Annotated in this window: 20 protein-coding genes and 2 pseudogenes; 15 read left to right on the top strand and 7 right to left on the bottom strand. The window is 53.6% G+C overall.

The window, feature by feature from the left end:
* Positions 1-40 precede the first annotated feature (40 nt).
* The gene (gene nhaA, locus GFC06_RS00930) at positions 41-1,207 is read left to right on the top strand and encodes a Na+/H+ antiporter NhaA (protein WP_153689736.1); all 1,167 of its coding nucleotides are present in this window, start codon (positions 41-43) and stop codon (positions 1,205-1,207) included.
* Positions 1,208-1,245: 38 nt separating this feature from the next.
* On the top strand, positions 1,246-2,145 hold the full coding sequence (nhaR, locus tag GFC06_RS00925) for a transcriptional activator NhaR (RefSeq protein ID WP_049281592.1): 900 nt from the start codon (positions 1,246-1,248) through the stop codon (positions 2,143-2,145).
* A 114-nt stretch (positions 2,146-2,259) separates the two neighbouring features.
* Here nhaR and GFC06_RS23515 read toward each other — a convergent pair.
* Positions 2,260-2,346, bottom strand: a pseudogene (locus GFC06_RS23515) (hypothetical protein); the annotation flags it as partial.
* A 91-nt stretch (positions 2,347-2,437) separates the two neighbouring features.
* A complete protein-coding gene (gene rpsT / locus GFC06_RS00920) occupies positions 2,438-2,701 on the bottom strand; it encodes a 30S ribosomal protein S20 (RefSeq protein ID WP_003018940.1) in 264 nt (87 codons plus the stop codon).
* 105 nt (positions 2,702-2,806) lie between these two features.
* Between rpsT and GFC06_RS23290 the strand changes: the two are divergent.
* The 9 genes and pseudogenes from GFC06_RS23290 to GFC06_RS00875 all read left to right on the top strand — a co-directional run bounded on the left by GFC06_RS23290 (position 2,807) and on the right by GFC06_RS00875 (position 11,255).
* A pseudogene (locus tag GFC06_RS23290) lies at positions 2,807-3,022 on the top strand (DUF2575 domain-containing protein).
* A 7-nt stretch (positions 3,023-3,029) separates the two neighbouring features.
* Positions 3,030-3,968 (top strand): bifunctional riboflavin kinase/FAD synthetase, encoded by a 939-nt coding sequence (gene ribF / locus GFC06_RS00910; protein WP_003829725.1) that lies wholly within the window; start codon positions 3,030-3,032, stop codon positions 3,966-3,968.
* A gap of 37 nt (positions 3,969-4,005) precedes the next feature.
* Entirely contained in the window at positions 4,006-6,822 is a 2,817-nt protein-coding gene (ileS, locus tag GFC06_RS00905; RefSeq protein ID WP_016151638.1) for an isoleucine--tRNA ligase, read from the top strand.
* Positions 6,822-7,319 (top strand): signal peptidase II, encoded by a 498-nt coding sequence (lspA, locus tag GFC06_RS00900; RefSeq protein WP_003018932.1) that lies wholly within the window; start codon positions 6,822-6,824, stop codon positions 7,317-7,319. The genes ileS and lspA overlap by 1 nt, the downstream gene beginning before the upstream one ends.
* Before the next feature lie 117 nt (positions 7,320-7,436).
* A complete protein-coding gene (gene fkpB / locus GFC06_RS00895; RefSeq protein ID WP_003018929.1) occupies positions 7,437-7,886 on the top strand; it encodes an FKBP-type peptidyl-prolyl cis-trans isomerase in 450 nt (149 codons plus the stop codon).
* A gap of 1 nt (position 7,887) precedes the next feature.
* A complete protein-coding gene (gene ispH / locus GFC06_RS00890) occupies positions 7,888-8,838 on the top strand; it encodes a 4-hydroxy-3-methylbut-2-enyl diphosphate reductase (RefSeq protein WP_047500149.1) in 951 nt (316 codons plus the stop codon).
* A 66-nt stretch (positions 8,839-8,904) separates the two neighbouring features.
* Positions 8,905-9,819 (top strand): ribonucleoside hydrolase RihC, encoded by a 915-nt coding sequence (rihC, locus tag GFC06_RS00885; RefSeq protein WP_016155659.1) that lies wholly within the window; start codon positions 8,905-8,907, stop codon positions 9,817-9,819.
* A 97-nt stretch (positions 9,820-9,916) separates the two neighbouring features.
* Positions 9,917-10,480, top strand: coding sequence for a glucose-6-phosphate isomerase family protein (locus GFC06_RS00880; protein WP_047414460.1), 564 nt, complete (start codon positions 9,917-9,919; stop codon positions 10,478-10,480).
* The gene (locus GFC06_RS00875) at positions 10,473-11,255 is read left to right on the top strand and encodes a glucose-6-phosphate isomerase family protein (RefSeq protein WP_103928895.1); all 783 of its coding nucleotides are present in this window, start codon (positions 10,473-10,475) and stop codon (positions 11,253-11,255) included. The genes GFC06_RS00880 and GFC06_RS00875 overlap by 8 nt, the downstream gene beginning before the upstream one ends.
* A gap of 225 nt (positions 11,256-11,480) precedes the next feature.
* Here GFC06_RS00875 and GFC06_RS00870 read toward each other — a convergent pair whose 3' ends face one another.
* Genes GFC06_RS00870 through GFC06_RS00850 form a run of 5 tightly spaced genes read right to left on the bottom strand, consistent with a single transcriptional unit; the run spans position 11,481 to position 15,794 of the window.
* Positions 11,481-12,299, bottom strand: a complete 819-nt coding sequence (locus tag GFC06_RS00870) for a PTS system mannose/fructose/sorbose family transporter subunit IID (RefSeq protein WP_016151643.1) — start codon at positions 12,297-12,299, stop codon at positions 11,481-11,483.
* Complete coding sequence (locus GFC06_RS00865; protein ID WP_016151644.1) at positions 12,299-13,099, bottom strand: PTS mannose/fructose/sorbose/N-acetylgalactosamine transporter subunit IIC; 801 nt, start codon at positions 13,097-13,099, stop codon at positions 12,299-12,301. Before GFC06_RS00865 ends, GFC06_RS00870 begins: the two co-directional genes overlap by 1 nt.
* Positions 13,100-13,109: 10 nt before the next feature.
* A complete protein-coding gene (locus GFC06_RS00860) occupies positions 13,110-13,604 on the bottom strand; it encodes a PTS system mannose/fructose/N-acetylgalactosamine-transporter subunit IIB (RefSeq protein WP_153689735.1) in 495 nt (164 codons plus the stop codon).
* 11 nt (positions 13,605-13,615) lie between these two features.
* Entirely contained in the window at positions 13,616-14,044 is a 429-nt protein-coding gene (locus GFC06_RS00855) for a PTS sugar transporter subunit IIA (RefSeq protein WP_016155663.1), read from the bottom strand.
* Between the two features lie 4 nt (positions 14,045-14,048).
* A complete protein-coding gene (locus GFC06_RS00850) occupies positions 14,049-15,794 on the bottom strand; it encodes a class I mannose-6-phosphate isomerase (RefSeq protein ID WP_047417256.1) in 1,746 nt (581 codons plus the stop codon).
* Between the two features lie 187 nt (positions 15,795-15,981).
* On the opposite strand from GFC06_RS00850, the gene GFC06_RS00845 reads away from it, so the two are divergent.
* From GFC06_RS00845 to carB, 4 genes are all read left to right on the top strand, one after another.
* Entirely contained in the window at positions 15,982-16,989 is a 1,008-nt protein-coding gene (locus GFC06_RS00845; protein WP_016151647.1) for a LacI family DNA-binding transcriptional regulator, read from the top strand.
* A 133-nt stretch (positions 16,990-17,122) separates the two neighbouring features.
* Positions 17,123-17,944, top strand: a complete 822-nt coding sequence (gene dapB, locus GFC06_RS00840) for a 4-hydroxy-tetrahydrodipicolinate reductase (protein ID WP_016151648.1) — start codon at positions 17,123-17,125, stop codon at positions 17,942-17,944.
* A 456-nt stretch (positions 17,945-18,400) separates the two neighbouring features.
* On the top strand, positions 18,401-19,549 hold the full coding sequence (gene carA, locus GFC06_RS00835; RefSeq protein ID WP_003018918.1) for a glutamine-hydrolyzing carbamoyl-phosphate synthase small subunit: 1,149 nt from the start codon (positions 18,401-18,403) through the stop codon (positions 19,547-19,549).
* 17 nt (positions 19,550-19,566) lie between these two features.
* Positions 19,567-22,794: a carbamoyl-phosphate synthase large subunit gene (gene carB, locus GFC06_RS00830; protein WP_047498316.1), complete on the top strand. Its 3,228-nt coding sequence runs from the start codon at positions 19,567-19,569 to the stop codon at positions 22,792-22,794.
* The last annotated feature ends 143 nt before the right edge of the window (positions 22,795-22,937 follow it).

Below are 22,937 nucleotides of genomic sequence, written 5' to 3'. Positions count from 1 at the left end.
ATAGTATTTACGAAGTATTCACCCAATAGAGAGAATAAAAGTGAAACATCTGCATCGTTTTTTTAGTAGTGACGCCTCGGGGGGCATCATTCTGATCATCGCTGCCGTAGTTGCTATGCTGATGGCAAATACCGGGGTTACCAGTGGATGGTACCACGCCTTTCTGGAAACGCCCGTTCAACTGCGGGTTGGCGCGCTTGAGATCAACAAAAATATGCTGCTGTGGATCAATGACGCGTTGATGGCGGTGTTCTTCCTGTTGATCGGTTTGGAAGTGAAGCGCGAGTTAATGCAAGGTTCGCTGGCCAGTCTGCGCCAGGCGGCGTTTCCGATCATTGCCGCTATCGGGGGCATGATTGTCCCGGCGCTGCTGTATCTGGCATTCAACTATGCTGACCCTATCTCCCGTGAGGGTTGGGCGATCCCGGCGGCAACGGATATCGCTTTTGCATTAGGCGTGCTGGCGCTGTTGGGCAGCCGTGTCCCGCTGGCGTTGAAAATCTTCCTGATGGCGCTGGCGATAATCGATGACCTCGGCGCAATTGTGATCATCGCGTTGTTCTACACCAGCGATCTCTCGCTGTTGTCGCTGGGCGTTGCCGCGTGCGCGATCCTTGTCCTGGCAGCATTGAATCTGTGCGGTGTAAGACGTACCGGTATTTATATTCTGGTTGGCGTAGTGCTGTGGACGGCCGTACTGAAGTCTGGCGTGCATGCAACCCTAGCGGGCGTGATCGTCGGTTTCTTCATTCCGTTGAAGGAAAAACACGGGCGTTCACCGGCGAAGCGTCTGGAGCATGTTCTGCACCCGTGGGTGGCATACCTGATCCTACCGTTGTTTGCCTTCGCTAACGCGGGTGTCTCACTGCAGGGCGTCACCATTGATGGACTGACCTCGGTGTTACCGCTGGGGATCATTGCTGGCCTGTTAATCGGGAAACCACTGGGTATCAGCCTCTTTTGCTGGTTGGCGTTACGCTTCAGGATGGCGCAATTGCCGGAGGGAACGAATTTCCAGCAAATTATGGCGGTCGGCATTCTGTGCGGCATTGGCTTTACGATGTCGATTTTCATCGCCAGCCTGGCGTTTGGGACCGTCGATCCTGAGCTGATTAACTGGGCGAAACTGGGGATACTGATCGGTTCTTTGCTGTCGGCGGTAATAGGTTACTGCTGGTTACGCACCCGGTTGAACGCAGCAGCCTGACGGGATAACCCTTTCGTGACAATTTTCAGGGAGAGTGTATGTCTCATATAAACTACAACCACCTGTACTACTTTTGGCATGTATATAAAGAAGGATCTGTGGTTGGTGCAGCAGAGGCGCTTTATCTGACACCGCAGACCATTACCGGGCAGATTAAAGCGCTTGAGGAACGCTTACAGGGAAAGTTGTTCAAGCGGAAGGGGCGTGGACTGGAGCCCACCGAATTAGGCGAATTGGTTTTTCGTTATGCGGATAAGATGTTCACGTTAAGCCAGGAAATGCTGGATATCGTGAACTATCGCAAAGAGTCGAATTTACTGTTCGATGTCGGCGTAGCGGATGCGTTGTCCAAACAGCTGGTCAGCAGCGTGCTGAATGCCGCAGTCGTTGAAGATGAACAAATCCATCTGCGTTGTTTTGAATCAACGCACGAGATGCTGCTTGATCAGCTCAGCCAGCATAAACTGGATATGATTATCTCCGACTGCCCGATCGATTCTACGCAGCAGGAAGGGTTGTTCTCAGTGCGGATTGGCGAATGCAGCGTGAGCTTTTGGTGCACCCAGCCATTGCCTGAGAAACCATTTCCGGCCTGCCTCGAAGAGCGTCGATTGCTGATCCCAGGGCGCCGTTCTATGCTCGGGCGTAAGCTGCTGAACTGGATTAACTCACAAGGGCTGAACGTTGAAATCCTTGGCGAGTTTGATGACGCCGCGCTGATGAAAGCGTTCGGCGCAACGCATAATGCTATTTTTGTTGCGCCTACGCTTTATTCCCACAATTTCTATGCCGATGATTCAATTGTTGAAATTGGACGCGTAGAGAATGTAATGGAGGAGTATCACGCCATATTTGCGGAAAGAATGATCCAGCATCCAGCGGTGCAGCGTATTTGCAATGCGGACTACTCGGCATTATTTAAGCTGCAATCAACCTGATCGTCGTAATGCTACCGGCTGCGGTGGTTGCCTACAGCCGGAAGGATTCTACAGCTTTAATAAATTCCGGTATTTACCACTTTCGCGGATAAATACCGGAATTCTGTTCCGTGGCCAGCCGTTTTCACGCATCTCCCGATATCTCTTGGGGCGGTTATCCACCTTCGGCCAGACAGAGACTATTAGCTCAATGCCTAGTGAATGACGGTTGCTGTCGAATCCGGCTGCAAACGACGGGCATAAAAAAACCCGCTTACGCGGGTTTTTTCACAAAGCGACAACAAGCAGGCGATTAAGCCAGTTTGTTGATCTGTGCAGTCAGGTTTGCTTTATGACGTGCAGCTTTGTTTTTGTGGATCAGACCTTTAGCAGCCTGACGGTCCACGATCGGTTGCATTTCGTTAAATGCTTTCAGTGCAGTAGCTTTGTCGCCAGCTTCGATAGCTGCGTATACTTTCTTGATGAAAGTACGCATCATAGAGCGACGGCTAGCGTTGTGCTTGCGGGCCTTTTCAGACTGAACGGCGCGCTTCTTAGCTGATTTGATATTAGCCAAGGTCCAACTCCCAAATGTGTTCTATATGGACAATTCAAAGGCCGAGGAATATGCCCTTTTAGCCTTCTTTTGTCAATGGATTTGTGCAAATAAGCGCCGTTTAAATTGCAGCACTCGTTGCGTAGTGATGGCGCAGGATTCTACCAGCTTGCGGGGCGTGAATACAGCCTTTCCACGAGAAAAATTGCATTGGTGTGCCCGTGAAGGGCGTCAATTTGTTTCATAACGATGAAAACCATCCTCTTTCTGTTTCGTAGAAACAATCGCCGGTTAACGTTGAACGCGGTACAGGGTATACTTTCACGATTTTCACTGTTTTGAGCCAGACATGAAGCTGATACGAGGCATACATAATCTCAGTCAGGCCCCGCATGGGTGTGTGCTGACTATTGGTAATTTCGACGGCGTGCACCGTGGCCATCGTGCGTTGCTGCAGGGCTTACGGGAAGAAGGGCGCAAACGCAATTTACCGGTGATGGTGATGATTTTCGAGCCGCAGCCGCTGGAGCTGTTTGCGACGGACAAGTCACCTGCGCGCCTCACCCGTCTGCGGGAAAAACTGCGTTATCTGGCGGAGTGCGGCGTTGATTACGTGCTGTGCGTGCGTTTTGACAGGCGCTTCGCGGCATTAACGGCGCAGACCTTCATCAGCGATCTGCTGGTGAAGCGCCTTGGTGTACAATTTCTTGCCGTTGGTGATGATTTCCGCTTTGGCGCTAGCCGTGCGGGCGATTTCTTGTTATTACAGGAAGCGGGCGCTGAGTATGGTTTTGATATCACCAGCACCCAAACCTTCTGTGAAGGCGGTGTGCGCATCAGCAGCACCGCGGTACGTCAAGCGCTGGCGGAAGATAACCTGCAACTGGCCGAAAGCCTGCTTGGGCATCCTTTTACTATCTCAGGACGCGTAGTTCACGGTGACGAGTTAGGGCGCACTATCGGTTTTCCGACGGCAAACTTACCGCTTCGTCGCCAGGTTTCTCCGGTGAAAGGGGTTTATGCGGTTGAAGTAATGGGGCTGGGTGACAAACCTTTACCCGGCGTCGCCAACATCGGCACACGCCCGACGGTAGCAGGCGTACGCCAACAGTTGGAAGTGCATCTATTGGACGTTGTAATGGACCTGTATGGTCGCCATATAGATGTAGTACTGCGTAAAAAAATACGCAGCGAACAGCGATTTGCCTCGCTGGATGAACTAAAAGCGCAGATTGCGCGTGATGAGTTGACTGCCCGTGAATTTTTTGGGCTAACAAAACCGGCTTAATGCCTATACGAGTTTTAAATACGGAACCGAGAATCTGATGAGTGACTATAAATCAACCCTGAATTTGCCGGAAACAGGGTTCCCGATGCGCGGCGATCTCGCCAAGCGTGAACCGGGAATGCTGGCGCGTTGGACTGATGATGACCTGTACGGCATCATTCGTGCGGCCAAAAAAGGCAAAAAAACCTTCATTCTGCATGATGGCCCTCCTTATGCGAATGGCAGCATTCATATTGGTCACTCGGTTAACAAGATTCTGAAAGACATTATCGTGAAGTCCAAAGGACTCACGGGATTCGACTCGCCTTACGTTCCGGGCTGGGACTGCCACGGTCTGCCAATCGAGCTGAAAGTAGAGCAGGAATACGGCAAGCCGGGCGAGAAGTTCACCGCCGCTGAGTTCCGCGCCAAATGCCGTGAATACGCAGCGACGCAGGTTGACGGTCAGCGTAAAGACTTTATCCGTCTTGGCGTGCTGGGCGACTGGTCGCATCCGTACCTGACCATGGACTTCAAAACTGAAGCCAACATCATTCGTGCGCTGGGTAAAATCATCGGTAACGGTCACCTGCACAAAGGTGCGAAGCCGGTGCACTGGTGCGTTGATTGCCGTTCCGCGCTGGCGGAAGCGGAAGTTGAGTATTATGACAAAACCTCCCCGTCCATCGACGTTGCGTTCCACGCCGCCGATCAGGACGCGGTAAAAGCGAAATTTGGCGTTTCTGACGTCAATGGCCCGATCTCACTGGTTATCTGGACTACCACCCCGTGGACGTTACCGGCGAACCGCGCAATCTCTCTGGCGCCTGATTTTGACTATGCGCTGGTGCAGATTGACGGGCAGGCTGTGATTCTGGCGAAGGATCTGGTTGAAAGCGTCATGCAGCGTATTGGTGCGGCTGAATACACTATTCTGGGCACCGTAAAAGGCGCCGAGCTGGAACTGCTGCGCTTTACCCATCCGTTTATGGGCTTTGACGTGCCGGCTATTCTTGGCGATCACGTTACGCTGGATGCGGGTACCGGTGCGGTCCATACCGCCGGCGGTCACGGTCCGGATGACTACGTCATTAGTCAGAAATACGGTCTGGAAATCGCTAACCCGGTTGGCCCGGACGGCGCATATCTGGCGGGTACCTATCCGGATCTGGACGGTGTGAACGTCTTTAAAGCCAACGACAAAATCGTTGCGCTGCTGAGCGATAAAGGCGCTCTGCTGCACGTTGAGAAGATGCAGCACAGCTACCCGTGCTGCTGGCGCCACAAATCGCCGATCATCTTCCGTGCGACTCCGCAGTGGTTCGTCAGCATGGATCAGAAAGGTCTGCGCGCGCAGTCGCTTAAAGAGATCAAAGGCGTGCAATGGATCCCGGATTGGGGCCAGGCACGTATTGAATCGATGGTTGCCAACCGTCCTGACTGGTGTATCTCCCGTCAGCGTACGTGGGGTGTGCCGATGTCTCTGTTTGTTCACAAAGACACCGAAGAGCTGCATCCGCGTGCTATCGAACTGATGGAAGAAGTGGCCAAACGCGTTGAAGTTGACGGCATCCAGGCGTGGTGGGATCTCGATCCGAAAGATATCCTCGGCGATGAAGCTGACCAGTATGTCAAAGTCCCGGATACGCTGGACGTGTGGTTCGACTCCGGTTCAACCCACTCATCCGTCGTGGACGTGCGTCCTGAGTTTGCAGGCCATGCGGCAGATATGTATCTGGAAGGTTCTGACCAGCACCGCGGCTGGTTCATGTCTTCTCTGATGATCTCCACTGCAATGAAGGGCAAAGCGCCATACCGTCAGGTACTGACCCACGGTTTCACCGTTGATGGTCAGGGTCGCAAAATGTCCAAGTCTATCGGTAACACCGTAAGCCCGCAGGACGTAATGAACAAACTGGGCGCGGATATTCTGCGTCTGTGGGTCGCTTCTACCGACTATACCGGCGAAATGGCCGTTTCTGACGAAATCCTGAAACGTGCTGCCGACAGCTATCGTCGTATCCGTAACACCGCACGCTTCCTGCTGGCGAACCTGAACGGGTTCGATCCGGTAAAAGATATGGTGAAACCGGAAGAGATGGTGGTGCTGGATCGCTGGGCGGTAGGTTGTGCACAAGCGGCGCAGGAAGAGATCCTGAAAGCTTATGAAGCCTATGACTTCCACGAAGTAGTACAGCGCCTGATGCGCTTCTGCTCCGTAGAAATGGGTTCGTTCTACCTCGACATCATCAAAGACCGTCAGTACACCGCGAAAGCGGACAGCGTGGCGCGTCGTAGTTGCCAGACTGCGCTGTTCCATATTGCAGAAGCGCTGGTACGCTGGATGGCGCCGATCATGTCCTTCACCGCCGATGAAATCTGGGGTTACCTGCCGGGCGAGCGTGAGAAGTACGTCTTTACCGGTGAATGGTACGAAGGTCTGTTTGGCTTAGGCGAAACCGAAGCGATGAATGACGCCTACTGGGACGAGTTGCTGAAAGTGCGCGGCGAAGTGAACAAGGTCATCGAGCAGGCACGTGCGGATAAGAAAGTCGGTGGTTCGCTGGAAGCGGCGGTTACTCTGTACGCTGAACCAGAACTGGCGGCGAAACTGACCGCGCTGGGCGAAGAGTTGCGCTTTGTTCTGCTGACCTCCGGTGCGACGGTTGCGGATTATGCTGCGGCTCCTGCTGATGCTCAGCAGAGCGAACTGCTTAAAGGTCTGAAAATCGTACTAAGCAAAGCCGAAGGTGAGAAATGTCCGCGCTGCTGGCATTACACTACCGATGTCGGCCAGGTGGCGGAACATGCAGATATCTGCGGACGCTGTGTCAGCAACATCGCCGGTGATGGCGAACAACGTAAGTTTGCCTGATGAGTAAGCCTCTATGTTCAACAGGACTACGCTGGCTGTGGCTGGTGGTAGTCGTGCTGATTATCGATTTAGGCAGCAAATACCTGATCCTCCAGAACTTTGCTCTGGGGGATACGGTGTCGCTGTTCCCGTCGCTTAATCTGCACTACGCGCGTAACTATGGTGCGGCGTTTAGCTTCTTAGCCGACAGCGGTGGCTGGCAACGTTGGTTCTTTGCCGGTATCGCCATTGGTATCTGCGTTATCCTGATGGTGATGATGTATCGCTCGAAGGCGACGCAGAAGCTGAACAACATCGCGTATGCGTTAATCATTGGCGGGGCGCTGGGCAACCTGTTCGACCGCCTGTGGCACGGCTTCGTGGTTGATATGATTGACTTTTACGTCGGTGACTGGCATTTCGCGACATTCAACCTTGCCGATACGGCGATCTGTATCGGTGCGGCATTGATTGTCCTCGAAGGCTTCTTACCGTCGAAAGAGAAAAAAGCCGCATAAAAAAATGCCGGATGGCGCTATGCTAATCCGGCCTACAATATACTGCGATCCTTGTAGGCTCGGTAAGCGTAGCGCTATCGGGCAAACAGGCGGCAGCAATTTTAAAGAGCAACCTGCATGTCTAAATCAGTACAGAGTAACAGTGCGGTGCTGGTGCACTTCACCCTTAAGCTCGACGATGGCTCCACCGCAGAGTCAACCCGCAATAACGGCAAGCCTGCGCTGTTTCGCCTGGGCGACGGTTCTCTGTCTGAAGGACTGGAACAACACCTGCTGGGGTTAAAAGAAGGTGATAAAACCACTTTTGCTCTGGAGCCGGATGCCGCCTTCGGCGTGTCAAGCCCGGACTTAATTCAGTATTTCTCGCGTCGGGAATTTATGGACGCGGGCGAGCCAGAAATTGGCGCTATCATGCTCTTTACCGCAATGGACGGCAGTGAGATGCCTGGTGTGATCCGCGAAATCAACGGTGACTCGATCACGGTTGATTTCAACCATCCGCTGGCCGGGCATACCGTTCATTTTGATATTGAAGTGCTGGAAGTCGAACCGGCACTGGAGGCGTAAAATGCAGATCCTGTTGGCCAACCCGCGCGGTTTTTGCGCTGGCGTAGACCGCGCTATCAGCATTGTGGAAAACGCGCTGGCTATTTACGGCGCACCGATTTATGTCCGTCATGAAGTGGTGCATAACCGCTATGTGGTGGATAGCCTGCGCGAGCGCGGCGCTATTTTTATTGAGCAAATCAGCGAAGTACCGGATGGCGCGATCCTGATTTTCTCCGCTCATGGCGTGTCTCAGGCGGTGCGTAACGAAGCCAAAGGCCGCGACCTCACGGTTTTTGATGCGACCTGCCCGCTGGTAACGAAAGTGCATATGGAAGTTGCCCGCGCCAGCCGTCGCGGTGAAGAGTCAATTTTAATTGGTCACGCCGGGCATCCGGAAGTTGAAGGCACGATGGGCCAGTACAGTAACCCGCAGGGGGGAATGTATCTGGTCGAATCACCTGAAGATGTGCTGAAACTGAATGTAAAAAATGAAGGCAAATTGTCCTTCATGACGCAGACTACTCTCTCCGTTGATGACACCTCTGACGTCATTGACGCGTTGCGAAGCCGTTTCCCGAAAATTGTCGGGCCGCGCAAAGACGATATTTGTTATGCCACGACCAACCGCCAGGAAGCGGTCCGTGCGCTGGCAGAGCAGGCCGATGTTGTGCTGGTGGTCGGCTCGAAAAACTCTTCTAACTCCAACCGTCTGGCTGAACTGGCCCAACGAATGGGGAAAGCGGCGTATCTGATTGACGATGCGACCGATATCCAGGAAGCGTGGGTGAAAGAAGCCAGGTGCGTGGGCGTGACGGCCGGTGCCTCGGCGCCTGATATCCTGGTGCAAAACGTGATTGCTCGCCTGCAGGAGCTTGGCGGTGGGGAAGCTATTCCGCTGGAAGGGCGTGAAGAAAACATCGTTTTCGAAGTACCGAAAGAGCTGCGTGTGGATGTTCGTGAAGTAGAGTAAGTCTTTCCGGTTACGATTATGAGAAGATGCCAGACTTAACGTCTGGCATTTTTTTATGGAGAAACCATGCGCTTACCGATCATTCTTGATACCGATCCCGGCATTGATGATGCTGCCGCTATTGCCGCCGCGCTGTTTGCCCCTGAGCTGGATCTGCAACTGATGACCACGGTAGCAGGTAATGTGTCGGTGGAAAAAACCACCCGTAATGCATTGCAACTGCTGCACTTCTGGAATGCGGATATTCCACTGGCGCAGGGGGCATCGATGCCGCTGGTGAGACCGCTACGAGATGCCGCTTCCGTACACGGTGAATCAGGTATGGAAGGGTATGAATTTGTCGAACATGACCGCCAGGTGATGGCAAAACCTGCCTTCCAGGCCATTCGCGATGCGTTGATGCATGCCCCGCAGCCTGTGACGCTGGTGGCAATTGGCCCCCTGACCAACATTGCGCTGCTGCTGACTCATTATCCTGAATGCATATTCAACATTCACCGTCTGGTGATTATGGGCGGTTCTGCCGGGCGCGGGAACTTCACGCCAAACGCCGAGTTTAATATTGCTATTGATCCCGAGGCCGCCGCAAAAGTCTTCCAGAGCGGGCTGGAGATTGTGATGTGTGGGCTGGATGTCACTAATCAGGCCATGCTCACCCCTGACTATCTGGCGACGTTGCCGCAGCTTAACCAGACGGGAAAAATGCTGCACGCGCTGTTTAGCCATTACCGTAGCGGCAGTATGAATACGGGGCTACGAATGCACGACCTGTGCGCTATTGCCTGGCTGGTGCGCCCGGAACTGTTTACCCTGCAGCCGTGCTTCGTGGCGGTTGAAACCCAGGGTGAATATACCTCGGGTACGACGGTGGTGGACATTGAAGGACGTTTAGGGCATCCGGCAAATGCCCAGGTTGCGCTGGGGCTGGACGTTGAGGGGTTCCAGCAGTGGGTGGCAGAGGTACTGACGCTGGCACCTTGAGGCTGTGATCTGGCCCGCAATATGCAGATAGCGATAGCAGGTTAATCGATTAATCTGCTAATCTGATCCTGTTGTTCTCCTCGGGCCGGAGACACATATGAACCTTTCTTTTATCCAGCCACCGCAGGTGGCGTGGGCAAGCGGCGCTTTAGCTGATGGCCTGTTATTGCGTAAATCCACCCGTATTGAGGATCTTCCAGACGTTTTTGCCGATGAACACGCCCGTCAACAGCTGGTTGGCGAGCAGGTCGTGTATGACGTCGAGATGCTGGATACCTCTCCCGCTGAAGGTGAACTCTACACCGGTGTTACCCATCTTTACCCTGGCCGGGTCGGCTGTGAGTATTTTATGACCCGCGGGCATTTCCATGCGCGCCGCGAACAGGGGGAAGTCTATTTTGGTCTGCGTGGCACCGGTTTGCTGCTGTTGCAAACTGAGCAGGGCGACGCGAGGCTGGAAAAAGTATTCGCGGGATCTGTCCACATTATCCCCGGCTTTACCGCGCATCGGTTAATCAACACCGGGGAAGAGGTTCTGTCGGCGCTCGCCGTATGGCCAGGGATTGCGGGTCATGATTATGCAGCGCTCGCCAGCGGCTTCAGAATAAGGGTCTTTGAGGAAAATAAGACGGTTCAGGCGAAGGAGGTACAGAATGGCTGACTTAGCGCATTCTTACGGCCTGGATATGACGGTCCATCATCACCCGCTTGGTTTTAGCTATGGGGATGAGGTTACCGGGCCGATGCCGGAGATTCGTCAACTCGACCAGATTCGCGCCTCGCTGCGCGATCCGCACTGTGAAGGGCCGCAAGAAGTGTATGCCATAGCGATGGATGTGGCGCGAATGCAGGATCGCGAAGAGTTGAAAAAGCGGATGCTGTTGTTTGGCGTGGTGACCTATGCGGCGGGACGGCTGGGAGAAGAGCCGGTGCGTAGTCAGGGACATATTCATCGTATTAGTCAGCACAGCGGCTGGTCTCCGCCGGAGCTTTATGAAATCTGGCAGGGAAAAGCGATCATTTATATGCAGGAATATGTTGAGGATGACCCAGGCCGCTGTTTTGCTGTAATTGCCGGACCCGGTGAGAAAGTGTTGGTACCACCCGGTTGGGGGCATGCGACTATATCCGCAGACCCGGATGTACCGTTAACCTTTGGCGCGTGGTGCGATCGTGAATATGGTTTTGAGTACGACGCCGTGCGTGCGCATAAAGGACTGGCATGGTATCCGCTGCTGCAGGGCAACAACGTTATCTGGCAGCATAATCCGCGTTACATCCCTGGACGACTGCAGGCCGTTACGCCCAGACAATATACGGAATTCTCGATTACCTCCGCACCTGTTTATCAACAATTCATCGAGGACCCGGCGCGTTTCCAGTTTATCTCACGCCCGGACAAGCACCCCGAGCTGTGGCAAAACTTTCATCCATAAAAAACGGGGTATAGCCCTAATGCTTGTCAGTTAACGATGATGAGTGGCACATACGGAGGTAATGAATCTGTTGCCTCCGGCGTATTGCTACGTTCACGGGTATCTGCGCTTCAGAAAAGTGATACCACTGAGGTGAACGGAACCCTGAGCCGAAATCATATGTTCTCCATAATGCTTAACTGACTGACATTAGGGCATAGCCCCGGTTGTACCGTTTTCTGTGTGTTATCCCGCAAACAGGCCCGTGGCGACGCCGAGGGCGGCCAGTATCAACAGTAAAATCATCGCTTTCACTGGTGATACACCGCGCTTGGCCATCAGATACCAGGTACCAAGCACCACAATCAGCGGCAGTAACTGCGGGAAGATACCGTCCAGCATCTGTTGAACATGGATATTCACCCCATCTTTGGTAATAAACTCCAGTCCGGTGCCAAGTTTAACGTAGCTGGCCGCCACGCCCCCCATGACAAACACACCCAGCAGCGATAACGCTTCACGCAGACGGGCAGACTTGCTGCTCACCAGCATTTCCACCGAGCCAGAACCCATTTTGTAGCCTTTCAGGAACAAGAACCACGAACCGGGAATGATGATGGCCAGCCAGGCAACGGTATAAAACAGCGGCCCGAGAATGTTACCGCCGGCCGCCAGGGCCATGCCGATGCTGAGCAGGATAGGGATCAGCATGCCTGGGATCATTGAATCGCCGATCCCGGCAATAGGGCCCATCAGGCCAACCTTCAGGGTATTGATGGTCTCCCCATCGATCGGCTCACCGTTCGCTTTTTTCTCCTCCAGCCCCAGCACCATGCCGTTTACGATCGCGCCTATCTGGGGTTCCGTATTATAGAATGAGGCATGACGGCGCAGCATTTCAGTACGTTGGGCTGCGTCGGGATAGAGCTTTTTCGCCACCGGAAGCATACTCAGACAAAAGCCAAAAGATTCCAGACGTTCAAAACTCATCGATGATAAGTTGTGCATCATCCATGCGCGCCAGCAGCGGCGAAGATCTTTACGCGTAAGTGTACGTTCTTCCATCAGAATTCATCCTCATCATCATCGGCTACCGACTTTGCATTCGCGGCCTGCGGCGGTTCCGGTTTGTAGTTGTAATGGATCAACGCCAACAGCGAACCGACGATCACCAGCGCGACCATGTTGAGTTTTAAAAATACGATGCAGACAAAACCTACGAGGAAGTAGATCAGCATGGTGTAGTTTTTGATGATCTGCTTCAGCAAAATCGCGATCCCGACGGCGGGTAAAATGCCGCCCAGTACGTTCATCGTTGACAGAACTATTTTCGGCAAGCTGTCCATAAAACCGCTGATGTATTGCGCGCCGAAGTAAACCGCAATAAAAGTTGGTACAAAACGCAGGACAAAGTTTGTCACCTGTGGCCAGATGGCGCTGTTCAGGTAAATACCGCGTTCATCGCCCCGTTCCAGCGCCACATCTGCCCGGTGATTCCAGAAGGAGTTCAGTACCATCATCGCGTTAAACAAAATGGTTCCGGCGATACCGATGGTCGCCGCCAGCGCGACCGCGACCTCGGGGCCTTTTCCTGAAAGGATCCCTAAGGCGATTGCGGGGTAAGCGACAAAGTTGAGATCGGCCGGCATCGAACCGCCAGGCGTTACCATCGCGATATACACCGCCTGAACCGCGACGCCAATCATGATCCCGGTTTTAATGTCGCCGAGAATAATCCCGACCAGCATTCCGGAAATCAGCGGGCGGGTGATCAGATACCAGCCGCCGGTCAGCCCCAGAAGCCAGGGACTGCTGAGGGCGCCGAGATAGCAAAGTATGCCAATCAACGTAGCTTCGATAATCATCGTGCGCTCCTTATTTCAGCTTCTGACGTGCGTCCTGCCAGCTGTAGCAACTGGCATCAGGAACCAGGCGAAACTCAACCAGGTGTCCATGTTTCGTCAGCCAGTCAAAGGCGGCAATTTCATCCCCGTTGACCGACTGATTCGGGCCGATGGTGGTGGTATCAGCACGCGCGCTCATCGGACCCACATTAATCTTGCCGTTGGCATTTTTCAGGCTGATACCTGCTTCTTCAATGCGTTTGAGCGTGACGGGTGATTTGCCAATGACGAAATAACGTTTCTCGCTGGCAATGACTTTTGGCAATTTTTCAATCGCGGTGGCCGTATCAAACAACCAAACTTTGGTGTCCTGTACGGCGCCTTTCATCACCGAAGAGAGCAAAGGGTCGGCCGCGACGGCGTCGTCTATAGCGACGATCCCATCACAGGGCAGCTCTTTGGCCCAACGTGTCACGAGCTGCCCATGGATTACGCGGTCATCGATACGTACAAAAGAAATACTCATAGTGGTTTCCTTTAAAAATCGTCGGACTGAACGGATAAAACCGGGGCGGCTTTAATCAGCGTGGGTATCGTCAGCGCCAACAGCTCGACGGCTGCGGCGTGAACATCCGTTAAATGGCAAATCTCCTCGCTTTGTAACAGCATCGGGAAATTGACCCCCGCTACGACGGCAACGGGAGGAACCGTTTGTGAAGAAAAAGCATGATGGCAGGCGACATTCCACGGCGTACCGCTTTGCATGTCACACAGCACCAGTACGCCGTCAGCGTCTTTTCCGGCACTGGTGAGAACCTGAGAGAACGTCGCTTTAAACCCTTCGATACCTGCCTGTTCACTCAGCGTGACGGGGTAAACATGCGGTAATTCTCCATAAACCATACGACCGCTGGCGAGAAGCGCGTCCGCCAGGGGACCATGGGTGGCAACAATTACGTTAATCATGCGCTTATCCTCTAACCCAGGCTTTAATCGTGGCGAGCTGTTGACCGACGCCTTTGCCGAACGGCGAAATACGATATTCTCCGACGGCGGCAGGGATGATAAAGGTCTCTGCATAGTTGACGACAAACGGGGGAAACGCGCCGCTCGGGCTTTCAACAACGGCCTGCGCACCTTCGACCAGGTTCAGGACGTTGACGCCGCCATGGGTATGGTGAGTGACCGGTGCCGTAAACCAATGGCGACGCGTTTCGATAAATTCGCGTTCGTGCATTCCGGTTCTTTCTTCCCGCCAACCCTCTCCTTCAGCCAGGGGTTCAATACGGTTGACGAGGTTGTCGTGCACCCATTGCGTGTCGCGCTGCCAGTCAATAACCTGCTGACCGTGATCCAGATGCACCGGACGCGGTAAGCCGTCTAACCCTAAGCGGCCCCAATCCCACAGCTTGAAGGTGAAGATATAGGGCGTTGCGCTGATCTCCAGCACCATGGTTCCTGCACCCGAGCAGTGTACGGTTCCGGCGGGGATCAGGAAGTGATCGTGTTTATGTGCAGGGATCTGGTTAACGAATCGTTCATCATCAAAGGTTTTTTCGCCACGACCCGCGGCCCGGAGGTCGTCGAGCATATCCTGCGGTGCGATCCCGGTTTTGGTCCCGAGATACACCACGGCGTCCGGCTCGGCTTCGAGAATGTAATAGCTCTCATCCTGGGTATAGTGCATACCAAACTGCTGTTGAATGTACTCCGTGAGCGGATGAACCTGAAAACTCAAATTCTGGCCGCCAATAGTGTCGAGGAAGTCAAAACGGATCGGGAATTCCGCGCCAAAGCGCGCGTGAACTTTTTCACCCAGCAGGGGGCGGGGACAGGTCAGCACCAGATCCTGAGAGGGGATCTCGATCCGCACGTTGCCAAAACGCAGTAACAGGCTGTTTTCCTCGGGCACGCAATCAAAACACCACGCGTAATTGGGGGCTGAGGGATCGAGATCGAAGCGTTGTTTCATCCATTGCCCGCCCCAGACGCCTGGGTCAAAGAAAGGGGCAACGCGAAACGGTTGTTCGGTGGTTTGTTGCAGACCGGCGCGTAACGCGTCGCCGCTGACCATCGCGGGACTATTTTCTACCGTGGTATCGAGCAAATAATCGGCGCGTTTGAGTAACGGCGTTTTATGTTTGTCGAATACCCGCCATTCAATGAAAAAAGCACGTTTGTAACGACGAAGAATATCTTCATCCTGGTTTTCTGCACCCCAGTTACCCAGCCCGTTATGACGCATACGCTGTTGAATTTCCCAGCGCGGAAGATCGGCATAAACCAGTACGTCTCCAGGGTGTGCCAGCGCAGCGCCTGAGCCGTACACGACAACCAGCCCTGAGGTAACGGCATCAATCTGTTGGCGGAGTTGGCTGAGTTTGTCGCTATCAAAAAATTCATCCAGGTGATGACAGGAGAGAACGCCGAATACGCGATCGTCGGTAAGGTTACGCGCCAGTAAATCATGCAGGGCCTGCTCATCGCGGCGGGCGGATTCAATATTCAGCACCAGTGCGGTATCTAATGTCGTAACAAGCTGTTGCTCCAGCTCGTCAAGCCGCACGCCCGGATAGCAATCCACGATCAATACGGTTTTGGCGGCGGTAGAAACCCTGGTGTTAAGCACTGAATGAATTGACGACCAACCCTGCCAGGCGTGGTTGTCATAGCCCTGAACGTTAACCTCAGGGAATTTATTATAGGTTGTACGCATATTCTGTCTCCGTGTTGGCTTATTTAAGATTAATCGATTAACCTTATTTTCATAGTGTGGTTAACGCGATTAACCCGCCATAATCAGAATCCAGTGCGGTGAAAAGCACGTTAGCGTGATGTGAATCACACGTAAAAAGGCAATATTTCGGTTATTCGATTAACCTTCGAAATAAACAGGAGAGGTCATGACTACAGTCACGCTGGCGCAGGTTGCTGAACGCGCGGGAGTCTCCACGGCAACCGTTTCAATGGTGTTGCGTAACCGGGGGCGCATTTCTCAGGCCACACGTGACAGGGTGCTCAAAGCGCTGGACGATGCCGGCTACGTTTATAATCAAACCGCCGCCAACCTGCGTAACCGGAGCAGTAATCAGGTCGGATTGTTGTTACACGATATCACTAACCCTTTTTACGGTGAGATGACTGCAGGGCTAAGCCATGAGATGGAGCGGCATGACCTGCTTCTGTTTCTGGCAAACAGTGAAGAGTCAGGAGAAAGGCAGCAAAAATTTGTCGACTCGTTGATGCGCAATAATGCTTGCGGCATGGTGCTCTGCGCGGCGCGCGAAACACCGACCTCCTTCTTCGAGGCGCTGAAAAGGCGCAATATTCCCGCCATCATGGTGGTCCGCCCTCTTAGCGACCCTGATTTTGATTTTGTGGGAACCGACAACTTTCTCGGTACGCAAATGGCCACCACCCATTTAGTCAAAATGGGGCATAAGAATATTGCGTTTATCGGTGGTAGCCCAAGTTCCGGGAGCCGGGCACAGCGTATCGGTGGATTCACCAGCACGTTGCTGGAGCAGGGAATATCGCCGAATCCGCAATGGATAGTGGCGACGCAGGCCAGCCAGATTGACGGCGCAAAAGTGGCAGAGTCGCTTCTTATGCGGTTCCCGGAAATTACCGCCGCCGTTTGTTATCAGGATATTGTGGCGCTTGGGGTTATGCAGGCATTACGTAAAATGGGGCGTGAACCAGGGCGCGATTTTGCGCTGGTGGGGTTCGATGACATCACTGAAGCGGCGCTGGTACAACCTGCGCTCACCACCGTGTCGGTGGCCGCAAAAGAGATAGGTCGCAAGGCTGGAGAGCTACTTTATAGTCGCATTCAGGGAAATGACGAACCTCCGAAACGCATTATTCTGCCGCCTGCGCTGGTGGTCAGAGAATCATGTGGTTTTCGCTGATCGTCATGCCTTTTACTGATATCTCTCCCTGTTTATCATTAAATTCTAATTATCGACGTTTTCGGCTGGCGGCGCAGCGATGTGCTGGTTAATCTGAAAACGATTTACGTAAAATTAACAAAAGAGAATAGCTATGCATGATGCACAAATCCGCGTTGCCATCGCGGGAGCCGGAGGGCGCATGGGGCGTCAGTTGATTCAGGCCACTCTTGGCATGGATGGCGTACAGCTCGGCGCGGCGCTGGAGCGCGAAGGTTCTTCTTTGCTGGGAAGCGATGCCGGAGAGTTAGCGGGAGCCGGTAAAACGGGCGTTACCGTGCAAAGTAGTCTTGAGGCGGTGAAAGATGATTTTGATGTTTTCATCGATTTTACTCGCCCGGAAGGCACGCTGGCGCATCTGGCGTTTTGCCGCCAGCACGGTAAAGGGATGGTGATTGGCACCACTGGCTTTGATGACGCGGGCAAACAGGCTATTCGTGATGCTGCGCAGGACATTGCTATCGTTTTCGCCGCGAACTTTAGCGTTGGCGTTAACGTTATGCTTAAGCTGCTGGAGAAGGCGGCGAAAGTGATGGGTGATTACACCGATATTGAGATTATTGAAGCCCATCACCGTCATAAAGTGGATGCGCCGTCAGGCACTGCGCTGGCGATGGGGGAGGCGATTGCCGGGGCGCTGGATAAAGATTTAAAAGAGTGTGCCGTCTATTCGCGTGAAGGTTACACCGGTGAGCGCGTACCCGGTACGATCGGTTTTGCCACGGTGCGGGCGGGAGATATCGTTGGTGAGCATACCGCGATGTTTGCCGATATTGGCGAGCGCATTGAGATCACGCATAAAGCCTCCAGCCGCATGACCTTTGCCAATGGCGCAGTACGATCGGCAATTTGGCTGAAATCAAAGTCAAACGGTCTTTTTGATATGAAAGATGTGCTTGATTTACGCAGTTTATAACTTTTATTACCCTTCGTGATGTGGTTATTGTAATCATAACTATTTGATTACATAGGGCAATATTTTATTGCCCTTTTATTTTTTCGCTTTTTAATTTGATTTTTTATTTAATGGCCTGATTGTTGGTGTTTTGCAGGGTTATTTTGTTATTTCAATGTAAATTTTGACCAAATGGTCCACTTTTATCTATCGCGCTTCCTGTTTTTACACTCTTTATCTTCCGCAAGCGTTTTCCACCCCAAGTTAGCTGATCTTTTTGCCTGTTAAATCGTGTGTTTTATCCCAGTGGCGTAAAATAATAATAAAAAATGCCCTTTTGGGTAGACTTTTACGTGGGCTATCTCTAGAATGCCGCCGTTTGCCAGAAATCCATAGGTAAGCAAATTTGCATTGATTCATGAGGTGTTAATGAATTAATATGCAAATAAAGTGAGTGAATATTCTCTGGAGGGTGTTTTGATTAAGTCAGCGCTATTGGTTCTGGAAGACGGAACCCAGTTTCACGGTCGGGCCATAGGGGCAACAGGTTCGGCGGTTGGGGAAGTCGTTTTCAATACTTCAATGACCGGTTATCAAGAAATCCTCACTGATCCTTCCTATTCCCGCCAAATCGTCACTCTTACTTATCCTCATATCGGTAATGTCGGCACCAATGAAGCCGATGCAGAATCTTCTCAAGTACATGCGCAAGGCCTGGTCATCCGCGACCTGCCGCTGATTGCCAGCAACTTCCGCGATACCGAAGACCTCTCTTCTTACCTCAAACGCCATAATATTGTGGCAATTGCCGATATCGATACCCGTAAGCTGACGCGTTTGCTGCGTGAAAAGGGCGCACAGAACGGCTGCATTATCGCGGGTGATAACCCGGATGCGGCGCTGGCGCTGGAAAAAGCGAAAGCCTTCCCGGGTCTGAACGGCATGGATCTGGCGAAAGAAGTGACCACCGCGGAGCCTTATAGCTGGACGCAAGGTAGCTGGACGCTGGCCGGTGACCTGCCGGAAGCTAAATCTGCCGATGAACTGCCGTTCCACGTAGTGGCCTACGATTTCGGCGCTAAACGTAACATTCTGCGTATGTTAGCGGATCGCGGCTGCCGCCTGACGGTTGTGCCGGCGAAAACCTCTGCTGAAGATGTTCTGAAGATGAATCCGGACGGTATCTTCCTGTCCAACGGCCCTGGCGATCCGGCGCCGTGCGACTACGCGATTACCGCGATTCAGAAATTCCTCGAAACCGATATTCCGGTATTTGGCATCTGCCTCGGACATCAACTGCTGGCGCTGGCAAGCGGTGCGAAGACCATTAAGATGAAGTTTGGCCACCACGGCGGCAACCATCCGGTAAAAGATATTGATAACAACACCGTGATGATCACCGCTCAGAACCACGGTTTTGCGGTCGATGAGGCCTCCATGCCTGCCAACCTGCGCGTGACCCACAAGTCGCTGTTCGACGGCACCCTGCAGGGGATTCATCGTACCGACAAACCGGCGTTCAGCTTCCAGGGGCACCCTGAAGCAAGCCCGGGTCCACACGATGCTGCGCCGCTGTTCGACCACTTTATCGAGTTAATTGAGCAATACCGTCAGTCCGCGAAATAATCAGGAGTAAAAGAGCCATGCCAAAACGTACAGACATAAAAAGTATCCTGATTCTGGGCGCGGGTCCGATCGTTATCGGTCAGGCGTGTGAGTTTGACTATTCCGGCGCGCAGGCGTGTAAAGCCCTGCGTGAAGAGGGTTACCGCGTTATTCTGGTGAACTCCAACCCGGCGACCATCATGACCGACCCGGAAATGGCCGATGCCACCTACATCGAGCCGATTCACTGGGAAGTGGTACGCAAAATCATTGAGAAAGAGCGCCCGGATGCGGTGCTGCCAACCATGGGCGGTCAGACGGCGCTGAACTGTGCGCTGGAGCTGGAACGTCAGGGCGTACTGGCTGAGTTCGGCGTGACCATGATTGGCGCGACGGCGGATGCCATTGATAAAGCGGAAGACCGTCGTCGCTTCGACATCGCGATGAAAAAAATCGGTCTCGATACCGCACGTTCAGGCATCGCTCACACCATGGAAGAAGCGCTGGCGGTTGCCGCTGACGTCGGCTTCCCGTGCATTATCCGTCCGTCCTTCACCATGGGTGGCACCGGCGGCGGTATCGCCTACAACCGCGAAGAGTTTGAAGAAATTTGCGAACGCGGTCTGGATCTTTCCCCAACCAACGAACTGCTGATTGATGAATCGCTGATTGGCTGGAAAGAGTACGAGATGGAAGTGGTACGTGATAAAAACGACAACTGCATCATCGTCTGCTCCATCGAAAACTTCGACGCGATGGGCATCCATACCGGTGACTCCATCACCGTTGCGCCAGCCCAGACGCTGACCGACAAAGAATATCAAATCATGCGTAACGCCTCGATGGCGGTACTGCGTGAAATCGGCGTTGAAACCGGTGGTTCTAACGTCCAGTTTGCGGTAAACCCGAAAAACGGCCGTCTGATTGTTATCGAGATGAACCCGCGCGTCTCCCGCTCCTCGGCGCTGGCGTCCAAAGCAACCGGCTTCCCGATTGCTAAAGTCGCAGCCAAGCTGGCGGTAGGTTACACCCTCGACGAACTGATGAACGACATCACCGGCGGGCGGACTCCGGCTTCGTTTGAGCCGTCCATCGACTACGTTGTGACGAAAATTCCACGCTTCAACTTCGAGAAATTTGTTGGCGCTAACGACCGTCTTACCACCCAGATGAAATCTGTCGGTGAAGTGATGGCGATTGGCCGCACCCAGCAGGAGTCTCTGCAAAAAGCGCTGCGCGGTCTGGAAGTGGGCGCGACCGGCTTCGACCCGAAAGTAAGTCTGGATGACCCGGAAGCGCTGACCAAAATCCGCCGCGAGCTGAAAGACGCGGGCGCCGAGCGTATCTGGTACATCGCCGATGCTTTCCGTGCTGGTCTGTCCGTCGATGGCGTGTTCAACCTGACCAACATCGACCGCTGGTTCCTGGTGCAGATTGAAGAACTGGTGCGCCTGGAAGAAAAAGTCACAGACCTTGGCATCAACGGCCTCGACGCTGACTTCTTGCGCGTACTGAAGCGCAAAGGTTTCGCCGATGCGCGTTTGGCGAAACTGGCCGGCGTACGCGAAGCGGAAATCCGCAAGCTGCGTGACCAATATAACCTGCACCCGGTCTACAAGCGCGTGGATACCTGCGCGGCAGAATTTGCCACCGACACCGCTTACATGTACTCCACTTATGAAGACGAGTGCGAAGCGAATCCAACTCAGGATCGTGACAAGATTATGGTGCTGGGCGGTGGTCCAAACCGTATCGGTCAGGGCATTGAATTCGACTACTGCTGCGTACACGCCTCGCTGGCGCTGCGCGAAGACGGTTACGAGACCATCATGGTCAACTGTAACCCAGAAACCGTTTCTACCGACTACGATACCTCCGACCGTCTGTACTTCGAGCCGGTAACGCTGGAAGACGTGCTGGAAATCGTGCGCATCGAGAAGCCGAAAGGCGTTATCGTGCAGTACGGCGGCCAGACTCCGCTGAAGCTGGCGCGTGCGCTGGAAGCGGCAGGCGTGCCGGTTATCGGCACCAGCCCGGATGCTATCGACCGTGCGGAAGACCGTGAACGCTTCCAGCAGGCGGTTGACCGTCTGAAGCTGAAACAACCGGCGAACGCCACCGTGACCGCCATTGAAATGGCGGTTGAGAAGGCGAAAGAGATTGGTTACCCGCTGGTGGTGCGTCCGTCCTACGTTCTCGGCGGCCGCGCGATGGAAATCGTCTACGACGAAGCCGACCTGCGTCGCTACTTCCAGACCGCGGTCAGCGTTTCTAACGATGCGCCGGTACTGCTGGACCGTTTCCTTGATGACGCGGTAGAAGTGGACGTGGACGCCATCTGCGACGGCGAAATGGTGCTGATTGGCGGTATCATGGAGCACATCGAACAGGCGGGCGTGCACTCCGGTGACTCCGCATGTTCTCTGCCTGCGTATACCCTGAGCCAGGAAATTCAGGATGTGATGCGCCAGCAGGTGCAGAAACTGGCCTTCGAACTGCAGGTTCGCGGTCTGATGAACGTCCAGTTTGCGGTGAAGAATAACGAAGTTTACCTGATTGAAGTGAACCCGCGTGCGGCGCGTACCGTTCCGTTCGTCTCCAAGGCAACGGGCGTACCGCTGGCGAAAGTCGCGGCGCGCGTGATGGCCGGGAAAACGCTGGCACAGCAGGGCGTCACCAAAGAAGTTATCCCGCCGTACTACTCGGTAAAAGAAGTGGTGCTGCCGTTCAACAAGTTCCCGGGCGTTGATCCGCTGTTAGGGCCAGAAATGCGCTCTACTGGTGAGGTGATGGGCGTGGGCCGTACCTTCGCGGAAGCGTTCGCCAAGGCACAGCTCGGCAGCAGCTCCACCATGAAAAAACAGGGTCGTGCGCTGCTCTCCGTTCGCGAAGGCGATAAAGAGCGCGTGGTTGACCTGGCGGCGAAGCTGCTGAAGTTTGGTTTCGAGTTGGATGCGACGCACGGCACCGCGATTGTGCTGGGCGAAGCGGGTATCAATCCACGTCTGGTGAACAAGGTGCATGAAGGCCGTCCGCACATTCAGGACCGTATCAAGAATGGCGAGTACACTTACATCATCAACACTACAGAAGGCCGTCAGGCTATTGAAGACTCCAAGCTGATTCGCCGCAGCGCACTGCAGTACAAAGTGCATTATGACACCACCCTGAACGGTGGTTTCGCAACGGCGATGGCGCTGAATGCCGATGCTACCGAGAAGGTGACCTCGGTTCAGGAAATGCACGCGCAGATCAAAAAGTCATAAAAAAAAGGCCCGGTGATAATTGCGCTAACCGGGCCTGCAATATAATTTGGAAAGGGTTTCTGTAAAGAAACCCTTTTTTATCTCTCATAAGGTCATTCCTGGCCAACCGTGTTTCCATAACCACATTTTCAATGTAATAAGCA

It is taken from the genome of Citrobacter braakii, from assembly GCF_009648935.1.
Lineage (GTDB): Bacteria > Pseudomonadota > Gammaproteobacteria > Enterobacterales > Enterobacteriaceae > Citrobacter > Citrobacter braakii.
Note: the sequence above shows the minus strand (reverse complement) of the source record. Positions and strands in the feature narration are given on the sequence as shown.